Genomic DNA, 21,765 nt, shown 5'->3' with positions numbered 1-21,765 from the left:
GTAACCACAAGGAGTAATTTTATGCAGTGGCATTACGATTTATCCGTCACTTCAGCCGCAGTAGACCAACCACTTCGTGCCTTTTTACAACACCAGTTGCAGCTCCCGAAGCGCCTAATTGGCGACCTCCGCAGAAATCGACGAGTTCTCATTAACGAGCGGTATCACCCCATGAACACCTGGTTGCAAGCAAAGGACCACGTCAGTTTAACCTTTCTTCCCACCGACTTTCGTAATCCGTTTCCTAACACTTTGTTAGACCCTCACCTCCACATTCCCATTTTGTTTGAAAATGCTGATTTTATCGTTGTCAATAAACCGCGGGGACTGAAGACCCACGCCAACCAACTGGGCGAAACCGGGGCCGTTTTAAACGGAGTGGCGGCACAATTTGCCCCACAACCCATCTACATGATTCATCGCCTCGATCAAGAAACCAGCGGAGCACTCTTATTGGGCAAAAGTCCGGCCGCGGTTCCCATCCTCACCAAAATGATTCGGGAAAAACAAATTCGGCGCGAATACCTCGTCTGGGTTCGTGGTCGGCTCCCCGCCGCCAGTGGAATCATTAGGGCTCCAATTGGTCGTAACCCCCATGATCAACGGAAACGTCAGGTCAATGGACCGGACGCTCAACCCGCCGTAACTCATTATCGCACGTTACAAACGACGACGAAGGCTAGCTTACTAGCAGTTCGACTGGAAACCGGTCGGACCCACCAGATTCGGGTTCATTTTTCATTACTAGGTCACCCCGTCCAAAATGATCCCCTGTATGATCCCCAGGTCGAAGTTGGGGCTGCAATGAAACTCCATTCGTGGCGGGTGCAAATGCGGACTCCCTTTTTTAACCAGCCACTAACCGTAACAGCCCCGTTGCCGCCGGAGATGAAAACTCCAATTGAAAACTAATGATTTATTTGATATTATTAATCCATTAATAATTTTTTTCAGATAGGAGTTAAACATGAAAAAGCAATCACGCAGCTGGAAAATCGTTTCCATGATTGAATTACTTGCCTACGTCGGACTAACCATTCTCATTTTCCTGCGAAAAACTGACGGAGCTGGGGTTTATCAATCACCTACTTTAAAGGTAATTACTTGGGGAATCCTAACCGCTTTTTTCTTTGTTTTGTTAGTTATTCAATTGCTCTGGGCGTGGTTAGCCCAGCGCTAAACTAAAACCCGCTGGATTATGATTACCCAGCGGGTTTTAGTTTGCACCATGGACAGCTACTTAAACGGTAACCACTCCATCATCCGTTTGATAATTGACCCGGTCCGTCCCACAATCCGGGCAAGCGTCTGACTATTTTCTTGTTGACTGTGCCGGGCCCAAAAATACACCCCGACCACGAGTACCGTGACCAGGAGCGTTGCCAAGACTACCAGACTACGACCCCCAGTTAACCCGTGCTGTAAGAGATACACTACCTTTTTAAAAATAATCACCCAACTATAACTAACTAAGAAAATCATTGTCATCACTCACTTTATTAATCAAACCGATTGTTCGTTATCCAACCTGCTTAATTATAAGCCGCCCCAGCCCCGTCCCTGGTTCTGAATGCTTTTCTTTTTGGCATAAGCTGGCATGATAACCCCTAAAGATTGACGTAAAAAGAGGGAATCACAATGAGCATTAATGTCTTACAACACACTTCAGACAAGGGACCTGGTACCATCAAGGACTAGGCGGACGAACATGGTTAAAATCTGTACGTCTACCATCCCGATCAGTTTGGAACTTTACCCACTGCTCCAACAACAAATCTGTTGGTAATTCTCGGTGGGCCGATGAGTCCCACCGATGAAATTCCATGGATTAAGCAGGAGCAAACGCTGATTCAACAACTCGTTACTGCTCACAAACCAATTTTTGGTGCTTGCTTTAGGGAGTAACAAATTACAGAGGTCTTTAGCAAGCAGGTGATTAAATCCCCCGCCAAGGAAGTCAGCTGGGCTCCCGTTTCCTTACAAAGTGACAAAATCACAGCTTTGCTCCAGCAACTAACCGCCTTACATTGGCACGAAGATTGTTGTGACCTCCCCAATCAGGCTGAGTTACTGTTTCGTTCTGATTTAGTCCAGAACCAGAGTTTCCTGATTGGCGATAACATCATTGGGCTCCAATTTCACTTTGAACCCACCACAGATAACGTCCATGAAATGATTGTAAACGATGGAATGTATGCCCTTGGCCACAATGCGTTGCAGCAAACGCCAACAGAGATTGATCAGACCCCAGTGCCCTCATAGAACAAAGCCGTAATGTTCCGTTGATTAGATTTTATTACTTAATATAGTAATGCACTATCATCCTCATTAAATTGCTAACGGGGATTTTTTAATTTTCATCAATAAATTATCCTGGTAAATGTATAATGATTAACATGGAATTCAAACGCAATTAAAAGCAAAACGAAAAAGGTGTGATTAAAACGCTTAAAATCAGTTTAACCATTATCATTTTTTTACTAACGTTAGTATTCGTAATTTGGCAACCTAAGGGTCTATCAATTGGCTGGCCAACTACCATTGGGGCCCTTTTAGTTTTACTGTTAGGGATTGTTAGCATCTCTGATTTAGTGAAAGTAGTCGGGATTGTCTGGAATGCAACCCTGACCTTCGTTGGGATCATCATCATTTCATTGCTTTTGGATCGAATCGGCTTTTTTAAATGGGCTGCTTTATCGTTAGCAAAACTAGCCCATGGTGATGGTAGATTCTTGTTTATTCTCATTATTGTCTTTGGGGCTCTAGTAGCAGCGTTATTTGCAAACGATGGCTCTGCTTTAATGCTCACTCCGATTGTGATTGAAATTACCACTGCCTTAAATTTTGATCAAAAAGCGACCTTCCCGTTTATCATTGCCTGCGGTTTTATCGCTGATGCCACTTCCTTACCATTAATCATCAGTAACCTCATTAACATCATTTCAGCTAACTTTTTTCAGATTTCATTTAGTCACTACGCCCTAATTATGCTGGTTCCCAACCTAGTGGCATTGACTAGCAGTTTACTCATCTTGTTTTATTACTTTAGAAAACAAATCCCGCGTAGCTATCAGCTCAACTTAATTGAAGATCCCACTACTGCCATCCCCAATCAATCGTTATTTAAATTAAGTTGGTTGATTTTAGCGTTGTTATTAGTAGGTTATTTTATCAGCGGCCCACTAAACATTCCCGTTTCCTTCATTGTACTGTCAATCGCACTGTTATTTCTAGTTGCCTATTATTTTCAAGCCCAGACTAGTGTCGTGACAATCATCAAAGGTGCTCCTTGGAACATTGTCGTATTCTCAATTGGAATGTATGTGGTCGTTTACGGGCTCCAAAACATCGGCTTAATTAATTACCTAAGTGCGTTTTTTGTAAAAATCACTAAATTCGGCGGGATTATTAATACACTGGGAATTGGTTATTTAGCGGCCTTTTTATCATCACTTATGAATAACTTACCGGCGACAATGATTAACGTTTTAACCATTAAAGCGACTAATCAGACCAGCATTACCCAGCAAATGCAAATCTACGCAAACGTAATTGGTTCTGATTTAGGCCCTAAATTAACCCCGATTGGTTCCTTAGCAACCCTCGTTTGGTTACAGGTATTAGCAAAGCGAGGCATTAAAATCAGTTGGTGGGAATATTGTAAAATTGGTTTCATTTTCACCATTCCGGTTTTATTCGTTACTTTACTTGCTTTGTACGTTTCCCTCTTAATTTTTGGCTAATTGTAAAATTAAAAAATGCCCTTTAATCGTTAAATTAAAGGGCATTTTCAATTGAATATGAATCGCAAACTATGATTAGAAAGTAAGCTTATTTACTTCAAAACTCGAGGATTCAAAGAGTAATTCCATGTAGGATAAAGTCTACCGATTGTTCTGTCCAGCCGTCAATTTGTTCGTTTGTAACATTTCCTTGCTGATTCAAAATAGCGGGGAGTACAAAACTGACAGTTGTACTAAATAAAAATTGAATCAATCTAGGGATTGGGATGGGAGCAATTTCCCCTCGCTCTTGAAACTTTTGTAATTGTTGTGCCACTGGACCATCTAACAAATTACCTAGTTGTTTTTTCATCTGGTTTAGTAATTTATTAGATTTAAAAATTTCTTGGGCAAATATCCGAACTTGATTTTGATTTGTTAACGCAAATTTCATTCTATTTTTAATCACGTAGGTTAAAAAATCATGAACATTATCAAATTGATTACCTTTAACTGCATCAGTAAAATCAAGCACGATTTTTGGAAGCACCGAATCAATAAATGGGTTCAGAATGGCATCTAAAATTCCACGTTTATTTTTAAATTGTTGATAAACCGTTCCTTCAGCAACACCGGCAGAATTAGCAATATCTTTGGTACTAGTCGAATCAAATCCCTTGGTTGAAAACAAGTCCAAACTGGCCTTTAATACTGTCTTTTGTTTATCTGATAAATTGGTGTCTTGCAGACTTTCATTAAAAATATTTTGAATGTTATTAGCCATCTTCAAATTCCTTTATCTTAGATTCAAACTCTCCGGTACTTACGTAAGGTTAATACATTTAAAGTATAAAAGACAATTGAAAACAGTAACAAAATTCCAATGGTTGGTAAAATCTGCATAAAACCAGTCCCTTTTTGAATTACATCAGTAATCGATTTAGCCGTATAGTATAAAGGCATGATTTTAGCAAAGGGCTGTAACCAACCGGCCATTTGATTAATCGGAATAATTCCCGAGAAGAAAATTTGGGGAATTACCACTAATGGAATAAATTGGACCATTTGGAATGCAGAATCGGCAAACGTAGAAATTAACAATCCTAAGGTTAATGCTACAAGCGCGGTTAATCCAGAAATCAAAATAACATTGGCTATACTTCCAAGCATTTGGATCTTAAATGCATAAATACTAAAGAATACAATTAATAAGGCTTGTAATAAGGCAAACAATCCGTATCCGCCGATGTAGCCGACAATAATTTCTTGTTTCCGAATCGGGGTAGCCAAAACGCGACTAAGTGTTCCTGAAGTTCGTTCTCCCAAGAATGCCACTCCAGAAATTAAGAAGACGAAGAAGAAGACCAAAAATCCAATCATAATTGGTAGCAATGTATCAAAAAACGTTGACTTACTGCTTCCGTATAAATAGCTCGTGTGCAAATTGTAATTAGGCTGCTGAGCTGGTTGCATTTCTGGTTTAACTTGATTAACCGCTGTTCCTAATTGTCCTTGAAGTTGTTGCAGCAGTTGTGCTTGTTGCTTAATGGTAGTCCCGGCTGCTTTCATCTTCAGTTTCACTTGGGTCGTTTTTAATCCTTGCAAAATTAAATTACTTTTACCTTGATCACTATTTTGCAAGGTTAACTTTAATTTGGAACCAGATTGGGTCAAAACTCCAGCATAATCATGTTCGCGAATATTAGTTGCAGCACTTTTTTGATTATCAATTTTCTTAATTTTCAAATGCTTACTTGGTAAATTTTTAACAAGCGTACTATCAACATTATGAACGGCTAAGGTCGCCTTTTGATTATTACTTGAGGTAAATAAAAAATTCATCAATGTCAAAATAAATAATGGCGCAATAAACATCATTACAAGCGTCCGCTTATCTCGTAACATTTCTAAAATAATTCGTTTAGTCACTGCCAAGCCGCGCATCTTGATCCCTCCCTGCTGCAATAAATACATCTTCAATTTCATCAACTTTGTATTGCTCTAATAGTTGCTGTGGAGCACCTTGAGCGATTGTTTCCCCACGCCGAATCATCAGCAGTTGATCAGCTTGCTCTGCATCTTCCATGACGTGAGTAGTCAGTAAAATGGAACAGCCCCCGTTCGCCAATTTGTGCAGTTCGTCCCAAATGTGATCTCGTAATTCTGGGTCAATTCCCACCGTCGGTTCATCTAAAATTAAAAGATCAGGATTCCCCAGCAAGGAAATGGCTAAGGATAATCTTCGTTTCATTCCTCCCGAATAATCTTTAACAAACTTATTCAGCTGCGGTCCTAAATTGACGATGCTGGCGACATAGTCCATTTGATCCTGAACTTCCGATTTACTCAGATCTAAAAGTGAACCAAAAAATTGCAAGTTTTCTTTGCCAGTTAATTCTTGGTAAAGAGCATCATTTTGCGCCATGAAACCAATTTTCCCTAACACTAAACGGTTAGGCATGTTGGTATCTAAAACTTTAACGGAGCCTTTCCTTGGTAATAGCATTCCCATGATTGACTTAATTAAAGTTGACTTCCCCGAACCACTCGGTCCAATTAACGCTAAAATTTGACCTCGTTTGACGGTTAAGTCAATCTTTTTCAGCACAATCGTTTTTCCGTATCCTTGTTCGAGTCCATCAACTTCAATTGCTGGAACTAAATTCATTGATTTCACACTAATCACTCCTTTTCATGAATGAGTACTCACTCATAATAAGACCTGCTATTTCTTTTGTCAACCAAAAGTGCAACCATTTTAATTAGCCAATGCTCTTTAAAAGCAGAAATGGTAGCAAACGCCAAGAAGTTAAGAAGAATGGCAAGCCATTTTAAACACCACCATCATGAAAATTCCCAATATTTCAAACTAATCTTATTCCTTAGAGGATGCTCTAAGTCAACGACTAAATTCTAGTTTAGATGCAAAAAGTCCTTTGTTTAGCTTTCCACTAACTAAACAAAGGACTTTTACACTAGAATCTTATCTAGCAATTAACCGACTCCCATAGTACGCTCCCAACGAAACAACTAGGAACACGACGGTCGCCTCAATGGCAATCACATTGAAAGTCTGCAGGTGGTCTAAAATTCCCACCACCCACAAAAACAGCATCGAAACCACACTTCCACAGGTACCAGCAAACGAAACTACCGATGCCACCGCAGTGGTCGGTGACTCACGTTGAATGTCTAACTGGAGCTGGTTACTGTACAAGTTAAACGGAAGCAAAAAGGCACAGATTAGTCCCGTAAAAAGCACGGTGGAATGGTTCCAGACGATTCCCGCCACCAATAACACTGCGATTAGCACCATTAACCCGGCCTGATGACGTTGAAAACTAATCCGACTAAAGATCCAGTTACTCAGTAACGCTAAGAGTTGAAAAATAACGTAAAACAACCCGAATTGTTTTTTGTTAATTCCCGCATCCAAAAAAAGCACCTGCCAAAACTGAAAGAAGAGCTGCATGATAATTTGAAAGACCGCTAGTAAAAAAATGCTGAGGTAGAGACTGCGGGATTTGATGTTACGTAATTCCGTCACAATCTGGTAGAAATTAGTCCGAGCTCGAGGATTAGTTCGTTCATCTCCCCGAAAAAACAGGATGATTAAAGCCGCGGATACCACAATCAGCGTAATTGAAATCAGGTAGAGAGCATTTTCTAAGTAGGCGTAAATAAAGGAACCAAGTCCCCCACCAACTAACCCACTAATCAAGTTCGTATTGTTAAACCGCACGTTAAACCGTTTAATTAACGTTTCATCGTTACGATACTGACGCAGAAAAAAGGTTTCCAATGAACTACTAATTGAAGCACTACTAATTCCGTAGATAAACCAAGATAAACACAGGACTGCCAAAGAATGCGAGACCATAATCAGGAAGTAAGATCCCGCTAATAAGGCTAGCGCCAGTAGATAAATTTTCTTTTCCGACCAGGCATCCGTCAAAACGCCCGACGGAAATTCAAATAACAGAACCGCCACCATGAAGAAACTCTGAATGATGGCAATCTCGCCGATGCTCATTCCCTTGTCCAGTAAAATCACGGTTAAAACCGCGTGGGGCAACACCCGGGCAAAATTGTAGAGAAAAAATGAAGTCAAATACACCAGTAAATAACGATTTAAAGTTGGCTTTTGGATTGGCAAACTAGGGCCTCCTTGGTTTTTTTAATTTTATTGGGCAAGCCCGAATTTCTGAAAATATTGAGCTAGGTAACGGGTGGTCAGACTCGTCGGTTGCTGAACCAATGCTTGTGGAGTTCCAGTTGCCATTAACTTTCCACCGGCAGCTCCGCCTTTAGGGCCCAGATCAATGATGTAGTCTGCATTAGCAATCAGTTCCAGATCATGCGTAATGATCACAATCGTTGCTCCGCGTTGCTTGAGCTGGTTCATCACTCCCAACAACGTTTGCACATCGAGCGGGTGCAATCCAATTGAGGGTTCGTCAAACACAAACAGAGTCTTTTCCTGGTGCTTGCCAAGGTGGTTAATCAGTTTAAGCCGTTGTGCTTCTCCTCCAGACAAACTCGGCGTACTTTCTCCTAAGTGCAGATAATCGAGTCCAATCTCTGTCAACATCTGGAGCGTACGTTGAATTGGCGCAACGGATTGAAAGACCGGGAGAGCATCCCGCACCGATAGATCCAGTAAGTCCACGATCGAATAGCCGTGCCACTTAATCGCCTGAATTTCATCGTTGTAACGTTTCCCGTGACACACCGGACAGGTTTGTTCAATGTCTGGCAGATATTGAATGTCTAAAGAAATGACACCTAGCCCACCACAGTGCGGACAGGCCCCTTTTTTATTGTTATACGAGAAAGCCGAAACTCCATAGTGCTGTTCTTTAGCGGCCGCTAAGGAAGCAAATAATTTACGCAGGTGATCCATGATGTTGGTGTAGGTGGCCAAACTGGATCGCGTGTTTTTCCCAACCGGTTTAGCGTCCACGCTCACCACGTGCTGCAAATTGGTTTGAAGCTTGGTCACTTGCGGTGGCAATGGGCGTCCTTGGGCGTGAGCTTTAATGGCTGGCACCAAACTAGCCAAAATCAGACTAGTCTTTCCAGCTCCCGAAAAACCAGTCACCGTCGTAATCTGATTCCCCGGAATCGTGGCCGTGACATCGTGCAGGTTATAATAATCTCCTACCTGAAACGTGGTCTGGAGTTGATTAGCATGTGGTTGGCTCGCCACCTTGGCGTGCATCACCGGTGCTTTTCCAGCTAAAAACGGACCAATTAAAGAATGCGAATCTGTCTGTAACTGCGCGGGCGTTCCTGTTGCAATGATTTGCCCTCCCTGAGTTCCGGATCCGGGACCAATCTCAATAATCCAATCAGCGACGCCGACGATATCAATGTCGTGATCTACCACCACTAAGGAATTCCCTTGCTCAATCAAGGTCCGAAAAACGTGTAATAAACCCTTGACGTTATCTGGATGCAGGCCAATTGAGGGCTCATCCAAGACGTACAACACCCCAGTCGTTTCGGTCCGCAGGGTCTTCGCCAGTTGAATCCGTTGTAATTCTCCGGTCGACAGGGTATTACTATTCCGCGCTAGGGTCAAATAATCTAAGCCCAATTCTAACAAGGGAGCGAGGGTATCCTGTAGATTTTGAAACAACGCGTTAGCCATCTGTTGCATGTTGGCGGGTAACTCAGATTTCGTCACCCGTTCCCACTCCGATAAATCCCCGAGGGCGAGCTCTGCTACTTCAGCAATATTCTTTTTCCCCACAATTTGGCTTAATAAGTCCGGATTCAGGCGACTCCCGTGACAGACCGGACACACCGAAAAGTGGAAAAACTGGTTCACCTTTTGCATGGAGCGTTCACTCTTGACCGTTTTTAGCGAATCATAAACCGCTTCGTAAGCATTTTCGTACAAAGTATTATCAGTGTGAAAGACCCGACCCGTCGAAGTTCGAAAGTCAACCGGATACTGCTGTTTGGCTCCGTGTAAAACAATCTCTTGTTCATGCTTTGTGAGGTCCTTGTACGGAACGTCGGTGCGAACTCCCAGCGTTGCTGCCACCGTGGGCATGAAATTGCGGCCCGGCAGGTGCCAGGACGCAACCGCTCCCTCATCTAGGGTCAGATTTTCGTCTCCAATTAGCTTATTTTCGTCTAGTTCACGCACCTGGCCCGTCCCGTTACATTTCGGACAACGACCGCTGGAGTTAAAGGAAAAATCCTCGGCCGACTTGGCCATAAACTGAACTCCACAAATGGGACAAGTTAACATCCCCATCCCAACCGCATCGGCCGGTAGATCCATGGCCTGAGCAATCTTTAAACTCGGTTTGATCCGGTGCCCATTCGGACAAACCGGTGATCCTAACCGAGAAAAAATCAGGCGTACCACGTTAAATACCTCTGTGATGGAGCCGACCGTCGAGCGTTCGGACGGAACATCCGGTCGTTGCCGCAGTGCTAACGCAGACGGAATGTGCTTGACTTCCCGAACCTGTGCCCCCTTACTTTGACTAATCCGCCGCCGGGTGTAAGTCGAAAGGGCTTCTAAGTAGCGCCGTGACCCTTCTGCGTACAGAATCCCCATTGCTAATGAGCTTTTCCCGGAACCAGACCGCCCCGAAATCGCCACAAACTGGTGCAAGGGAATATCCACATTGATGTTTTTGAGGTTGTGGACGTTCCCACCCCGGACTTCGATTTGAGTAACTTCATTTTGCTTATGATCCATTAATTGCTCTCCATTAACCTAATTTCTTAGTGCTTATTTATCATGCTGTTCATGCCAGGCTTTGATTTGCTCTAACCGCGCTTTAAAGCGCCGCTCGTTCCCGGAGGCGGTTGGCAAATAATACTCTTTTCCCTCTAACGAAGGCGGCATGGTTTTCATCGTGGTTAGCTTATCTTGATAAGAATGAGCCAGCTGGTAGTCCTTGCCGTAATCCAACTCTTTCATGAGCTTCGTTGGAGCATTACGAATCTGCAACGGAACCGGTTCATTAATGGTCTGCTTCACGTCCTTTTTAGCAGCCAGTCGGGCCTTGTACAAAGCATTGGATTTGGGCGCTAGGGATAAATAAGTCACGGCTTCCACTAGATGAACGTCACATTCAGGCATGCCGAGAAACTGGCAAGCTTGAAACACGTTGATGGCCACGTTTAAAGCGTTGGTATCCGCCATCCCCACGTCCTCACTGGCAAAACGAACCAATCGTCTGGCAATGTAGAGGGGATCTTCTCCCCCTTCCAGCATCCGGGATAGCCAGTAAATGGCTGCGTCAACGTCACTGTTCCGCATGGACTTATGCAGAGCCGAAATAATGTTATAGTGTTCTTCGCCATTTTTATCGTAAAACACGGATTTTTGACTAATTAATTGTTGTAAATCAGCAGCAGTAATTGTAACCACATTATTCGTGCGCTTCCCGTTTAAAACTGCCATTTCGAGCGTATTCAGCGCAACCCGGGCATCCCCATTAGCAAAAGTGGCAATCGCCTGTAAATCTGCATCACTAATTTTGATGGTTTGCTTAGAAAAACCCTCCGGATGGTGTAACGCTTGTTGTAATAGCTTTACGATGTCTTTAACTTGCAGTTGCTTTAATACAAACACCTTGCAGCGGGATAATAGGGCGGAGTTAATTTCAAACGACGGATTTTCAGTGGTGGCTCCAATTAGGGTAATACTGCCTTGTTCTACATAGGGTAAAAAGGCATCCTGCTGGGCTTTATTAAAGCGATGAATTTCATCAACAAAAACAATTGTCTTTTGGCCAACTTCGCGCTCTTCCTCTGCTTGTTGCATAATTTTCTTAATCTTACTGATGCTACTATCCACCGCACTAAAGCTAAGAAAGTGAGCCTTGGTCTGCCTAGCAATGATTTCTGCCAACGTCGTTTTCCCGGTTCCTGGTGGTCCCCAAAAAATCATTGACGAAACCTGATCGTTTTCAATGAGCTCTCGTAAAATTTTTCCCGGCCCTAACAAATGCTGCTGACCCACGAACTGCTCTAATGTTTGTGGGCGGACGCGACTGGCCAACGGCTGATTTGCTTCCTCATTTGCAAAAAGTGATGCTTGACGCAATGGATTTGCCACCTTTCTTTCCTTGCTAAATGGCGCTTGAAACTTGATAATTAGACTTAACTCCATTATATAGTGTCACGCAACGTGACAGTCAAAAAGGAATCTTCATGCTCAAAATTAGTGAAATGGCCCGGTTAGCTCACACCACCCGGCGGACTTTAATTTTTTATGACGAAAAGGGAATCTTTCGACCGAAAACACGTGATCACAACGGTTACCGCTACTATGATTACAACCAACTGTATGACTTAACTTTTATTCTCGGGTTACGCAAGTTGGGAATTTCATTAGATGACATCCAAAAAATGAGGAAGCAAGACCAGCAGGAACTTTCCCAGGCCAAATTAATTGAGATTCAAACCCAGCTTAAACAGAAAATACACGAATTAACTGAAATTCAAAGCGTGGTTAATCAGCAGCTTCAACACCATCAGATCGAAAAACCTTCCCTCTACCAACCATTTTTACATGATGAGGGGCCCCAAACCTTCTGGTGCTCACGCCAATCCGTAACTTGTACTGAAGAAGAAGTCGCCCAACTCTTCTCCGAATTTTACCAGCAGTTTAATCAATTAGCGGTGCTGGCTACTAATCAGTCCGGCTTCTTAACTAACTTGGGGGTCGATCATCCCGCTGGCTATGCCACTGCTTCCTTTCGAATTATTCGAGAGATTACGCAGCAACCACATGACCTCCTGCTTCCCGTCATTCAAAAACCAGCCGGCCGTTACGTCGCCATTCGGGTGGAAAATAGTCTGGATGGAATTCAGCAGGGCTTAACCACTCTCCAACAATTTTGCCACCACCAACACTTAGTCACCACTGATTATCTGTGGCAAATTAACGATGATAACCAATTTGTTAGTAACGGAGCCTCCCGGTTAGGGACGTTGAAATTTTTGGTTACTAATTCATAACTTTAATTATTCATAATAAAATGGTCATCAGTCTTTTGGGACTGATGACCATTTTGAGTTTCAGCTTTCCTTCTAACTTTAATTTAGCTAATGATAATGCGCTAGAATCTCCGCCACAATCGCCGTTGGCGTCTGATTAGCGTTAATAATTAAGTCTGCGCAATTTTGGTAGTGGGCCTGTCGTTCCAATTTCAACGCTGCTAACTCAGCCAAGTCCAAGTTTTTGGCAATCGGACGATGTTCATCCGCTTTCACCCGATCATAAGCCGTCTCCGGATCAATTTCTAAAAGGACCACTGGTGCTGGATGCCGTTTTAAAAGTTCCCGATTGGGGGCTTGGGTGGGAACCCCACCGCCCGTTGCTAGAATCCCCGGACGATCTAATTGCTGCGCCAATGCCTGCGCTTCAAGCTGCCGAAAGCCTACTTCACCTTGCTCGGCAAAAATTTGTTCAATTGACTGAGCGGCTGTGTCGACAATTACTTGATCTAAATCGGTCACGGGTAAAGCAAGCCGTTGCCCCAGCAACTGGCTAATCGTACTCTTCCCGCTCCCCATAAAACCAATTAAAATCAAATCCACGCTAATCCCTCCTCACAATGTGATAATGGGGTGATAACCGTTTGGCCGCCTGCTGGGCATCCGCCGCGGTACTAAAGGTCAATTGCAGAATTCCGTTCACGTCTTCGCGCACCTCCAAAATCTGCAGGTTCACCAGGTTTAAGTTGGCTTGGGCCACTAACTTCGTCACCTGTGCCAACGTTCCCGGCTGATCCGGAATGTCTAAAAAGAGGTCGTAAAAACCGGCTCCCTGATTATCAGTTTGTTGTTCTAGCTGCCGGCGACTGTGCTGGGCACGATCAAAGAATGAAAACAAAGCCGGACCATCCTGCTGATCAATAGCTGCTTGAATCTCCTGCAACGTTTTCATGTAGGCCGTTAACTGTTCACTTACAATTTCACCGTTATTTAGTAAAATCGACTGCCACATCGTTGGATCAGCTGCCGCAATCCGGGTCATCGATTTAAAGCCCCCGGCTGCCACTCGTAGTCCTAACGAATCAGACTGCAACGCCTGGTTACTCTCGTTGACTAACCCCGCGGCTAATACGTGGGGCACATGACTAACCTGACCGACAAGATAATCATGCCGTTTTGGCGTTACTTGCACAAACTTGGCTTTGGTTCCAGCCAACAAATGTTTGAGTCGAACAGCCGCAGCTCGTTCTGCTTCGGTTTGCGGAGTTTGAAAGTAAAAAGCATTTTCGAACAAATCAGCTCGTCCCGCCCGGGCTCCGGTCTTATGCGATCCCGCCATTGGATGACCCCCAACAAAAACCGCAGGGGAGGCTTCTAAGCACCGACTGGCATCCACCACGCTTTGTTTGGTGCTCCCGACGTCAGTCACAATTACATTAGCTTGAAGTGGTAACTGAGCTAGTTCTCGCAACGTCCGTTTAATCTGGTCAACCGGAGTTGCTAAAATGATGACTTCCGCATGGGCTGCCAACTTCAATCCTGCGCTGACTCGATCAAGTAAGTGTTCTGCTTGAGCATAGTCAAGCTGATTTGAATCTTGGTCACTTCCAATGATTGTCACTGGCTCTGGTCCCTGCCGGAGCGCCCGGGCCAATGAGCTGCCCAGTAAGCCAAATCCATGAATGAAAACCGTTGTCATGCTCGGCCTCCTCGCAGGTGCTCTAAATCGGTAAAGAACTGCGGATAAGAGACGGCCACCGCGGCATCATTTTCCAAGCTCAACGGGGTTGAACTTCGTAATGCAGCTACCGCTAGCATCATCCCAATTCGATGATCACCATGACTATCCAGCGTGGTGGTCTGGGGCTGCCATTCGGGACGACCAGTGATGGCTAAGCCATCTGGATACTCGGTCACAGTAACCCCCAACTTGGTTAATTCCGTTTTAAGCACCGCAATCCGATCGGTCTCTTTTACCCGTAATTCAGCGGCTCCCCGAATCGTGCTGGTTCCCTGGGCCGTGGCAGCTAATAGCGCTACCAATGGCAGTTCATCAATCACAGCGGGAATAGCTGGAGCAGTAAGCTGAATCGGCCGTAAGGAATGGCTCCGGACCAATACGTCACCACGGGGTTCCCCGGTAGTTGGAAGCGGGGTAATGGTTATATCCGCCCCCATTTGCTCCAAAACCCGTAAAATCCCGGTCCGGGTTGGATTCAAGTTCACGTTAATCAACCGCACCTCGGAATGTGGCACAATCGTGGCCGCCACTAAGAAAAAGGCCGCCGAAGATAAGTCCCCTGGAACCACCACGGTTTGTCCGGTTAAATGCGGTTGCGGTTGTAAAGTAATCGTGCGTTGATCAGCTGCCGTAGTGAGATCAGCCCCAAACTGCCGGAGCATAATTTCGGTATGATCCCGGGTGGGCAGTTTTTCCACCACTACCGTGGGCGTCTGGGCGTTCAAAGCCGCTAGTAAAACCGCACTCTTCACCTGGGCACTAGCCACTTCCAATTGCACCGTCCCCCCATGAACTGGGCCTCCGTGAACCTGAGCTGGTAGCGTTCCAGCCGAACTAAGCTCAATTTGAACTCCCAATTCAGCTAGCGGGTGCGTCACCCGTTCCATGGGACGGCGTTGTAACGAATCATCTCCCATTAGGGTACTAGTAAAGGTTGTCCCACTCAGTAACCCCATCAATAACCGGGTCGTCGTCCCCGAATTTCCCATTTCCAAGGGTGCGTGCGGGGCATTAAAACGAGCTGCTCCTTGCTGACCCTGTACGGTCACAGTCGTTCCGTGGCGTTCAATGGTAACCCCCACGGCACGGAGCGCTTGGAGGGTGTGCAGGCAATCTTCTCCTGCTAACCAATGTTCAATCGTGGTCGCCCCCGCGGCGATGGCTCCAAGCATTAAAGCGCGGTGGGAAATACTCTTATCCCCTGGAACCGCTAACTCACCGTGGAGTCCGTGGGGGGCTGCTGTTAGTTTTCGCATCTCTAGTTCTCCTCCTGTACTTGATAAACGGTCCAAACCATGTCAACATTCCAACGTTTCACAATTTGTTCATGCTCTAAAAGATTCGCCTGGTTGGTAATGCAATATTCGCCATCTCGCCGATAGGCCTGATACGCCGCCCACTTACTGGAAGCCAAGCGAAACTGGACCTCGTCCCCTAACTGCTCACGGGCTAACTCTAACGTGGCTGGGTGCAGATCAACGATGTTCGTCTGCTGGGAACTTTGGACCAAGACAAGGGGATCTAATGGATACGTAAAGACATCGACAAGTCGCCACCGATTCAGATAACGATAGTGTAAGTCCCCCCAGCTGGTTCCATCTGGTAATTTTAAAGCCGTGGGAAGTAACAAATAGTCCCCCGGCCGTTGATTGGCCGCCTGAAGTACCACCGCAAACTTCGAATGGAGTTGAAGTTGCCACGTAACGTCTGAACGTTGCTTTTCATAAACAAGCGCCGCACGGTAACAGTCCGTGGTGGCGGGGCCTAACGTGTGAAGCATCCTAGAATTTTTCATCCTAATAATCCGCCAGTTCTTGCCGGTAGTTGGTGAACTGTTCTTGTAACCGCCCCAGCGTACTACCGTCAAAGGTAGCGGTAATTGCTTTCGCTAGTTCAATCGCCACCACGCTTTCAATCACCAGTGACGCCGGCACAATCGCGGTCGTATCGGAACGTTCCACGTTCGCTTTTTTGGTTTCCTTGGTGTTCACATCTGCCGTTTGCAGGGGCTTATACAGGGTCGGAATTGGTTTCATGGCCGCATTTACAATGATGGGCATTCCGTTGGTCATTCCCCCTTCGAAACCGCCAAGGTGGTCACTCATCCGCTCCCAGTGGTGGGTTTCATCCCAGTTAATCGGATCCATAACCTGACTGCCAAAATTCTGAGCAGCCGCAAAGCCGTCCCCGATGCTAACGCCTTTCATCGCGTTCACTCCCATCACGGCAGCCGCCAATTTAGCGTCTAACTTAGTATCCCAGTTAACGTAACTACCAAGCCCCGCGGGCACGTTTTCTGCAATCACGCGAATGATGCCTCCTACGGTATCTCCATCCCGCTTCGTTTGATCAATCAATTCATGCACGGCATCTACTTCATCCTGATCGACCATCCGCAGGTCGTTATGCTGAATGGCAGCGTTAATCCGGGCCACATCATGAGTTGGAACCTCTTTTCCCCCAATTGGTCCAACTTGGGTGACAAAGCCCACCAAATCAATTCCTAACTGGTGGAGCAACTGCTTACAAATGTTACCAATGGCCACCCGCATCGCGGTTTCACGAGCTGATGAGCGTTCCAGCACGTTGCGCAGGTCACGGTGTCGATATTTCATGCCTCCCACTAAATCAGCATGCCCAGGCCGGGGTCGTTCTACTTTCCGGAGCGTATTTTGTTGGGTGGCGGGCGCCGTCGGGTCCATAATCTGACTCCAATGAGCGTGGTCCCGGTTTTGAATCACCAGGGCAATGGGACTACCCAAGGTTACCCGGTGCCGAACACCCCCCACAATCTGAACCTGATCATGTTCAATTTTTTGGCGGTTTCCTCGTCCATAACCACCCTGCCGAGCAGCCAGGGCAGCGTTAATGGCCTCAATATCTAGTTCAAGGCCTGCGGGCACGCCGGTAATGATTCCGGTCAGTTGGGGTCCATGTGATTCTCCGGCGGTGACGTAATTAATCATGATTTAGATCCTCCTGTTTTTGCTGTTCTCTATTTTTCGTCGTTTGCATAATCGTTTGATAAATCGTACTCAGGTATGGGAGCAGATCTTGATGCGTGGCCACCTCTTTAAGCCGCGTGTAAACCGCTTCTTCTCGTTGTGGATCGTAAATGGGCTGATCATGAACTGCTTTATAGTTAGCAATGGCATCAGCTGTGGCAAATCGTTGTTCAAGGAGTGGAATAATCTGTGCGTCCAGCTGATTAATTTGGTGGCGGTATTGGTCTAATTGGTTCATTTGTTGTTACCCTCCTTTGCTTGACGGAGCAGGCAGAAAATCGCTCCAGTTAAAAATAACCCACCCAGAGCTACCACTACATCTGCGGTAAAGGCCTGCTGAATGCTAGTTTGGGAAATCCGACCACTAATGAGCGGAACCAGTAACGAAGCGAGACTTCCGCAGAAATAGAAAAAGCCAGTAACCAGACCTCGATGGCGCGGGTACAACTTCATAAAGAGTGTCAGTCCGGTTTGCATCACGCCTCCAGCAGCGCAAAAACCAAAGATGATGCTGCCCAGGGAAACGAGTAACGGTTGGTGTCCCCAACTCACTAAAAATAGAGCTCCTAAGGCTCCCAGATTAAGTAACACCAGTAACAGTTTTTCTGCGACCTGACGTTTCAACAAGCAGTACAAGACTAACACCCCGGTGATTGAGCCAATGCTGTAAAGCGATAATAACAAATGGGAGAGTCCCGCTGAAAAGTGGAGTCCTTGTTGCGCAAAGAGGGTAATCCACTGGGTGAACCAAATCATAACAGCCATCGATGTAAATCCGTATGCTAATAACAAAATGGTCGCTATGACCCTGCGTCCTTTAGCAATTCGGGCTCCCACCGCCTGGTTCATCGTTTCATTTACCTGCTGCACTGGTGGAAACCGTAAGGAAATTAAGTTGATAAAGTTCAACAGCAGTAAAACTGCCATCAGAACAAATGACCAGCCAAACCAGAGCTGGTGGTCGTGTAAAGCAACCACAATCAGTGGGAGTGAGAATTCTCCCGCCGACATGAAGGCCTTGATTAGGACCGTCCCCGCGCCGTTTCCTTCGTTCAGTTCCACCAAAGTGGTGTAGGTGCCGGCATCAAGAGCAGAATTAGCAATCCCAGCGATAATGGCTAATCCATAGGCAAACACGAGGTTATGCGTCAGTACCATCCCTAACGCAAAGATTAGATAACACCCCATCCCGATAAAGACAAAGATCCTGCGACTCAAGCGATCAGCTAACATCCCCGTCAGTGGGTAGGCGATCAACCGGCCAATTCCCACTCCAGACATGACGTAGGACACTACCGCAATCGTGGTTTGCCAACTCGTGGCCAAACTAGTCATGTTCTGCGCCAGAATAATTAACGAAAATCCATGAATGAAATAATTAAAGTATAAACTCCAACTTAAACGCTGTTTGTGAATTTCCATGAACGACTCCCCTTCTTAAAACAAAAAACCAGCCCGGCTAACCTAAGTTAGTCTGACTGGTTTTAAAATTGCATTCATGGAATTAAAGCTACTTTTCCAGGCAATTTAACGATGAATCCCAGTTAGATTAACTATGGTTAGCGCATCTAACTGAGTAACTTAAACATCCTCCGCTTAGATACGAACGGTTCCGTTCGCATCTAAGTTCCTGCGAACGGCTACTGAAAATAAGCGAAGTTATCAAAGTTGACCCAAATGGTTGTCATCGTTAAATTCTGAACTGGCATTGGTTTAATTCCTTTCTTCAAAATGATGTTTTAATTAAAACACGAAAGTCCCAAACTGTCAAACTCTTTTTTTAGATTTTTTCTTCATTCCTGACCGCTAGTATAATCAAATCATTCGTAATAATTGCCATAATAAAAAAGACCCTCTAACGAGGATCTTTTTCACACACTTACTCAGTGCTTATTTGTTTAATGGTTCCCATTTCCAGTTCGTTACTTCTGGTAAATCAGTACCAACTTCGCGGATGTAACGGTTGTGCTTGTCAACCATAGCGTTCATCTTTTGGATGAATTCAGGGTGCTTTTCAGCTAAGCCAGGCACGTTTTCAACAACATCCTTAGCAAGGTCAAACCGGTCTAATTGGTTCAAGACCCGCATGTCGAATGGAGTAGTGATATCACCATTTTCACGGTAACCGTGAACATCAACGTTGTGGTTGTCACGGTCGAAGAAGATCGTTCTGATAATGTCTTCAAAACCGTGGAAGGCGAACAGAACAGGAGTATCAGTCGTAAAGTAACTGTTAAATTCAGCGTCACTCAAACCACGAGGGTCAAACTTAGGACTCCGTAATTTCAGTAAGTCAACGACGTTGATAAACCGAATCTTCAAGTCAGGGAAGCTCTTGTGGAGCATTGAAATAGCAGCCAATGCTTCCAGAGTTGGTTCAACCCCAGCAGAAGCGATTACGATGTCAGGCTTTTCACCGTTGTCAGTAGAAGCCCATTCCACTTTTCCAAGTCCGTTGTGAACTAAGTCAGTAGCTTCATCAATGTTGAACCATTGTGGACGTGGGTGCTTGGAAGTCGTAATCAAGTTAATCTTTTCGTAATCTGAGAATGCTACATCAGCAGTGGCTAATAACGTGTTAGCATCAGCTGGGAAGTATTCACGGATGAATTCTGGTTTCTTTTCAGCCAAGTGGGTAATCATACCTGGGTCTTGGTGAGTGTAACCATTGTGGTCTTGTTGGAAAACAGTTGACGAATCAATGAAGTTCAATGATGGGTATTGTTTTCTCCACTTCATTTCTGAAGCTTTCCGTAACCACTTGAAGTGTTGCGTTAACATTGAGTCAACTACTCGACCAAAGGCTTCGTAAGTAGCGAAGAAACCATGACGACCAGTTAAGACGTAACCTTCTAACCAACCTTCGTCATCGTGTTCGGATAATTGTGAATCAATGATCCGACCATAGTGAGCCATGTGTTCGTCGTATGGTTCGTCAATGTCACGTTCCCATTGACGGTTCGTAGTGTCAAAGACACCCCAAAGTCGGTTTGACCAAGCTTCATCAGGTCCAAAGGCCCGGAAGTTGTTCGGGTTCTTCTTCATCGTGTCCCGAACCCAGTCAGACCAAACTACCATATCCATTGCTTCAGTAGCACCTGGAGTTTTAACGTCAACGGCGTAGTCTTTGTAGTCAGGTAAGTCTAATGGTTGTGGATCAATTCCACCGTTCGTGATTGGGTTAACGGACATCCGTTTGTCACCCTTAGGTGCTAATTCCTTCAAGTAATCCTTGATGGAACCGTCTTCGTTAAATGATTCTTCTGGCTTGTAGCTTTCCATCCATTTAACGAATTCGTCAGCAGTTTCCATGTTGTCAGCACTTAATGAAAGGGGAACTTGGTGAGCACGGAAGGAACCTTCGATTGGTAAGCCTTCTGGGTTCTTTTCTGGACCAGTCCAACCCTTTGGTGAACGGAAGATAATCATTGGCCATTGTGGACGAGTTGCCGTTTCAGCAGTTTCGTTTTCACGAGCGTTCTTTTGAATGGCTTTGATGTCTTCAATAGCGGCATCCATTGCCTTAGCTAATTTTTCGTTAGCTTCGTCAACGTCAGTACCGTGAGGTTCATTCGTTTCAACGAAGTATGGCTTCCAACCTAAACCTTCAAAGTACTTTTGTAAGTCTTCGTCAGAAGTCCGGTTGAAGATCGTTGGGTTAGCAATCTTGAAACCGTTTAAGTTGATAATTGGAAGTGCAGCACCGTCAGTTACAGGGTTAATAAAGCTACTTGAGAACCATGAACCAGCTAAAGGACCAGTTTCTGATTCACCGTCACCAATTTCAACCGCAGCAATTACATCTGGGTTATCAAGAATGGCACCAACCCCATGTGAAAGTGAGTAACCTAATTCTCCACCTTCGTGAATTGAACCTGGAGTTTCAGGGGCAGCGTGAGAAGCAATTCCACCTGGGAAGGAGAATTGTTTGAATAACTTAGCCATCCCCTTTTCGTCTTGGGTAATTTCTGGGTAAATGTCAGAATAGCTTCCATCAATGTATGAGTTAGAAACCATTACTTGGCCACCGTGACCTGAACCTTCAATGTAGAACATGTTGAGGTCGTACTTGTTAATTACACGGTTTAAATGGGTGTAAATAAAGTTTTGTGATGAAATCGTACCCCAATGTCCAATTGGCTTAACCTTAACGTCATCTGCAGTTAAGGGTTCCTTAAGTAAAGGATTGGCACGTAAGAACAGTTGGCCAACTGATAAGTAGTTGGCAGTGTTCCAGTATTGCTTCATTTTGTCAAAGTATTCTTTTGAATCATAATCTACTGACATGCAATAACACTCCTTTTTAATATTATCAACCTTCCGG

At 45.0% G+C, this 21,765-nt stretch carries 19 protein-coding genes and 1 pseudogene; 5 read left to right on the top strand and 15 right to left on the bottom strand.

Annotated elements, in window-relative coordinates; all coding sequences use genetic code 11:
* Positions 1-21 precede the first annotated feature (21 nt).
* Both M3M39_RS02085 and M3M39_RS02080 read left to right on the top strand, forming a co-directional pair.
* Entirely contained in the window at positions 22-912 is an 891-nt protein-coding gene (locus M3M39_RS02085; protein WP_252797576.1) for an RluA family pseudouridine synthase, read from the top strand.
* 55 nt (positions 913-967) lie between these two features.
* Entirely contained in the window at positions 968-1,180 is a 213-nt protein-coding gene (locus M3M39_RS02080) for a DUF3923 family protein (RefSeq protein ID WP_252797575.1), read from the top strand.
* Between the two features lie 56 nt (positions 1,181-1,236).
* On the opposite strand, the gene M3M39_RS02075 is transcribed toward M3M39_RS02080, so the two are convergent.
* Positions 1,237-1,482, bottom strand: a complete 246-nt coding sequence (locus tag M3M39_RS02075) for a hypothetical protein (protein WP_252797574.1) — start codon at positions 1,480-1,482, stop codon at positions 1,237-1,239.
* Between the two features lie 156 nt (positions 1,483-1,638).
* Between M3M39_RS02075 and M3M39_RS02070 the strand changes: the two are divergent.
* Positions 1,639-2,262, top strand: a pseudogene (locus M3M39_RS02070) (type 1 glutamine amidotransferase).
* A gap of 173 nt (positions 2,263-2,435) precedes the next feature.
* A complete protein-coding gene (locus M3M39_RS02065; protein WP_274705489.1) occupies positions 2,436-3,743 on the top strand; it encodes an arsenic transporter in 1,308 nt (435 codons plus the stop codon).
* Positions 3,744-3,855: 112 nt separating this feature from the next.
* On the opposite strand, the gene M3M39_RS02060 is transcribed toward M3M39_RS02065, so the two are convergent.
* From M3M39_RS02060 to M3M39_RS02035, 6 genes are all read right to left on the bottom strand, one after another.
* Positions 3,856-4,506: a TetR/AcrR family transcriptional regulator gene (locus M3M39_RS02060; RefSeq protein ID WP_252797573.1), complete on the bottom strand. Its 651-nt coding sequence runs from the start codon at positions 4,504-4,506 to the stop codon at positions 3,856-3,858.
* A gap of 23 nt (positions 4,507-4,529) precedes the next feature.
* A complete protein-coding gene (locus tag M3M39_RS02055; RefSeq protein ID WP_252797572.1) occupies positions 4,530-5,666 on the bottom strand; it encodes an ABC transporter permease in 1,137 nt (378 codons plus the stop codon).
* The gene (locus M3M39_RS02050) at positions 5,644-6,390 is read right to left on the bottom strand and encodes an ABC transporter ATP-binding protein (protein WP_252797937.1); all 747 of its coding nucleotides are present in this window, start codon (positions 6,388-6,390) and stop codon (positions 5,644-5,646) included. The genes M3M39_RS02055 and M3M39_RS02050 overlap by 23 nt, the downstream gene beginning before the upstream one ends.
* A 315-nt stretch (positions 6,391-6,705) precedes the next feature.
* A complete protein-coding gene (locus tag M3M39_RS02045; RefSeq protein WP_252797571.1) occupies positions 6,706-7,878 on the bottom strand; it encodes an MFS transporter in 1,173 nt (390 codons plus the stop codon).
* Between the two features lie 27 nt (positions 7,879-7,905).
* A complete protein-coding gene (locus M3M39_RS02040; protein ID WP_252797570.1) occupies positions 7,906-10,443 on the bottom strand; it encodes an ATP-binding cassette domain-containing protein in 2,538 nt (845 codons plus the stop codon).
* Positions 10,444-10,476: 33 nt separating this feature from the next.
* Positions 10,477-11,799 (bottom strand): replication-associated recombination protein A, encoded by a 1,323-nt coding sequence (locus tag M3M39_RS02035; protein ID WP_252797569.1) that lies wholly within the window; start codon positions 11,797-11,799, stop codon positions 10,477-10,479.
* Between the two features lie 107 nt (positions 11,800-11,906).
* On the opposite strand from M3M39_RS02035, the gene M3M39_RS02030 reads away from it, so the two are divergent.
* Positions 11,907-12,716, top strand: a complete 810-nt coding sequence (locus M3M39_RS02030; protein WP_252797568.1) for a MerR family transcriptional regulator — start codon at positions 11,907-11,909, stop codon at positions 12,714-12,716.
* Between the two features lie 87 nt (positions 12,717-12,803).
* Here the strand turns inward: M3M39_RS02030 and M3M39_RS02025 are convergent, their stop codons facing one another.
* The 8 genes from M3M39_RS02025 to M3M39_RS01990 form a co-directional block, all read right to left on the bottom strand.
* The gene (locus tag M3M39_RS02025; RefSeq protein WP_252797567.1) at positions 12,804-13,298 is read right to left on the bottom strand and encodes a shikimate kinase; all 495 of its coding nucleotides are present in this window, start codon (positions 13,296-13,298) and stop codon (positions 12,804-12,806) included.
* A 1-nt stretch (position 13,299) separates the two neighbouring features.
* The gene (locus M3M39_RS02020) at positions 13,300-14,394 is read right to left on the bottom strand and encodes a prephenate dehydrogenase (RefSeq protein ID WP_252797566.1); all 1,095 of its coding nucleotides are present in this window, start codon (positions 14,392-14,394) and stop codon (positions 13,300-13,302) included.
* Entirely contained in the window at positions 14,391-15,692 is a 1,302-nt protein-coding gene (gene aroA / locus M3M39_RS02015; protein ID WP_252797565.1) for a 3-phosphoshikimate 1-carboxyvinyltransferase, read from the bottom strand. Before aroA ends, M3M39_RS02020 begins: the two co-directional genes overlap by 4 nt.
* 2 nt (positions 15,693-15,694) lie before the next feature.
* On the bottom strand, positions 15,695-16,231 hold the full coding sequence (locus M3M39_RS02010; RefSeq protein ID WP_252797564.1) for a hypothetical protein: 537 nt from the start codon (positions 16,229-16,231) through the stop codon (positions 15,695-15,697).
* Position 16,232: 1 nt separating this feature from the next.
* Positions 16,233-17,402 carry a chorismate synthase gene (gene aroC / locus M3M39_RS02005; protein WP_252797563.1) on the bottom strand — a complete coding sequence of 390 codons (1,170 nt, stop codon included), beginning with the start codon at positions 17,400-17,402 and terminating at the stop codon, positions 16,233-16,235.
* A complete protein-coding gene (locus M3M39_RS02000; protein ID WP_252797562.1) occupies positions 17,395-17,679 on the bottom strand; it encodes a chorismate mutase in 285 nt (94 codons plus the stop codon). Before M3M39_RS02000 ends, aroC begins: the two co-directional genes overlap by 8 nt.
* The gene (locus M3M39_RS01995) at positions 17,676-18,863 is read right to left on the bottom strand and encodes an MFS transporter (protein ID WP_252797561.1); all 1,188 of its coding nucleotides are present in this window, start codon (positions 18,861-18,863) and stop codon (positions 17,676-17,678) included. Before M3M39_RS01995 ends, M3M39_RS02000 begins: the two co-directional genes overlap by 4 nt.
* Before the next feature lie 468 nt (positions 18,864-19,331).
* On the bottom strand, positions 19,332-21,728 hold the full coding sequence (locus M3M39_RS01990) for a phosphoketolase family protein (protein WP_252797560.1): 2,397 nt from the start codon (positions 21,726-21,728) through the stop codon (positions 19,332-19,334).
* Positions 21,729-21,765 lie beyond the last annotated feature (37 nt).

Origin of the sequence: Fructilactobacillus hinvesii, from assembly GCF_024029435.1 — a bacterium.
Classification (GTDB): Bacteria; Bacillota; Bacilli; order Lactobacillales; family Lactobacillaceae; genus Fructilactobacillus; species Fructilactobacillus hinvesii.
This window is presented reverse-complemented; position numbering and strand designations above follow the sequence as displayed.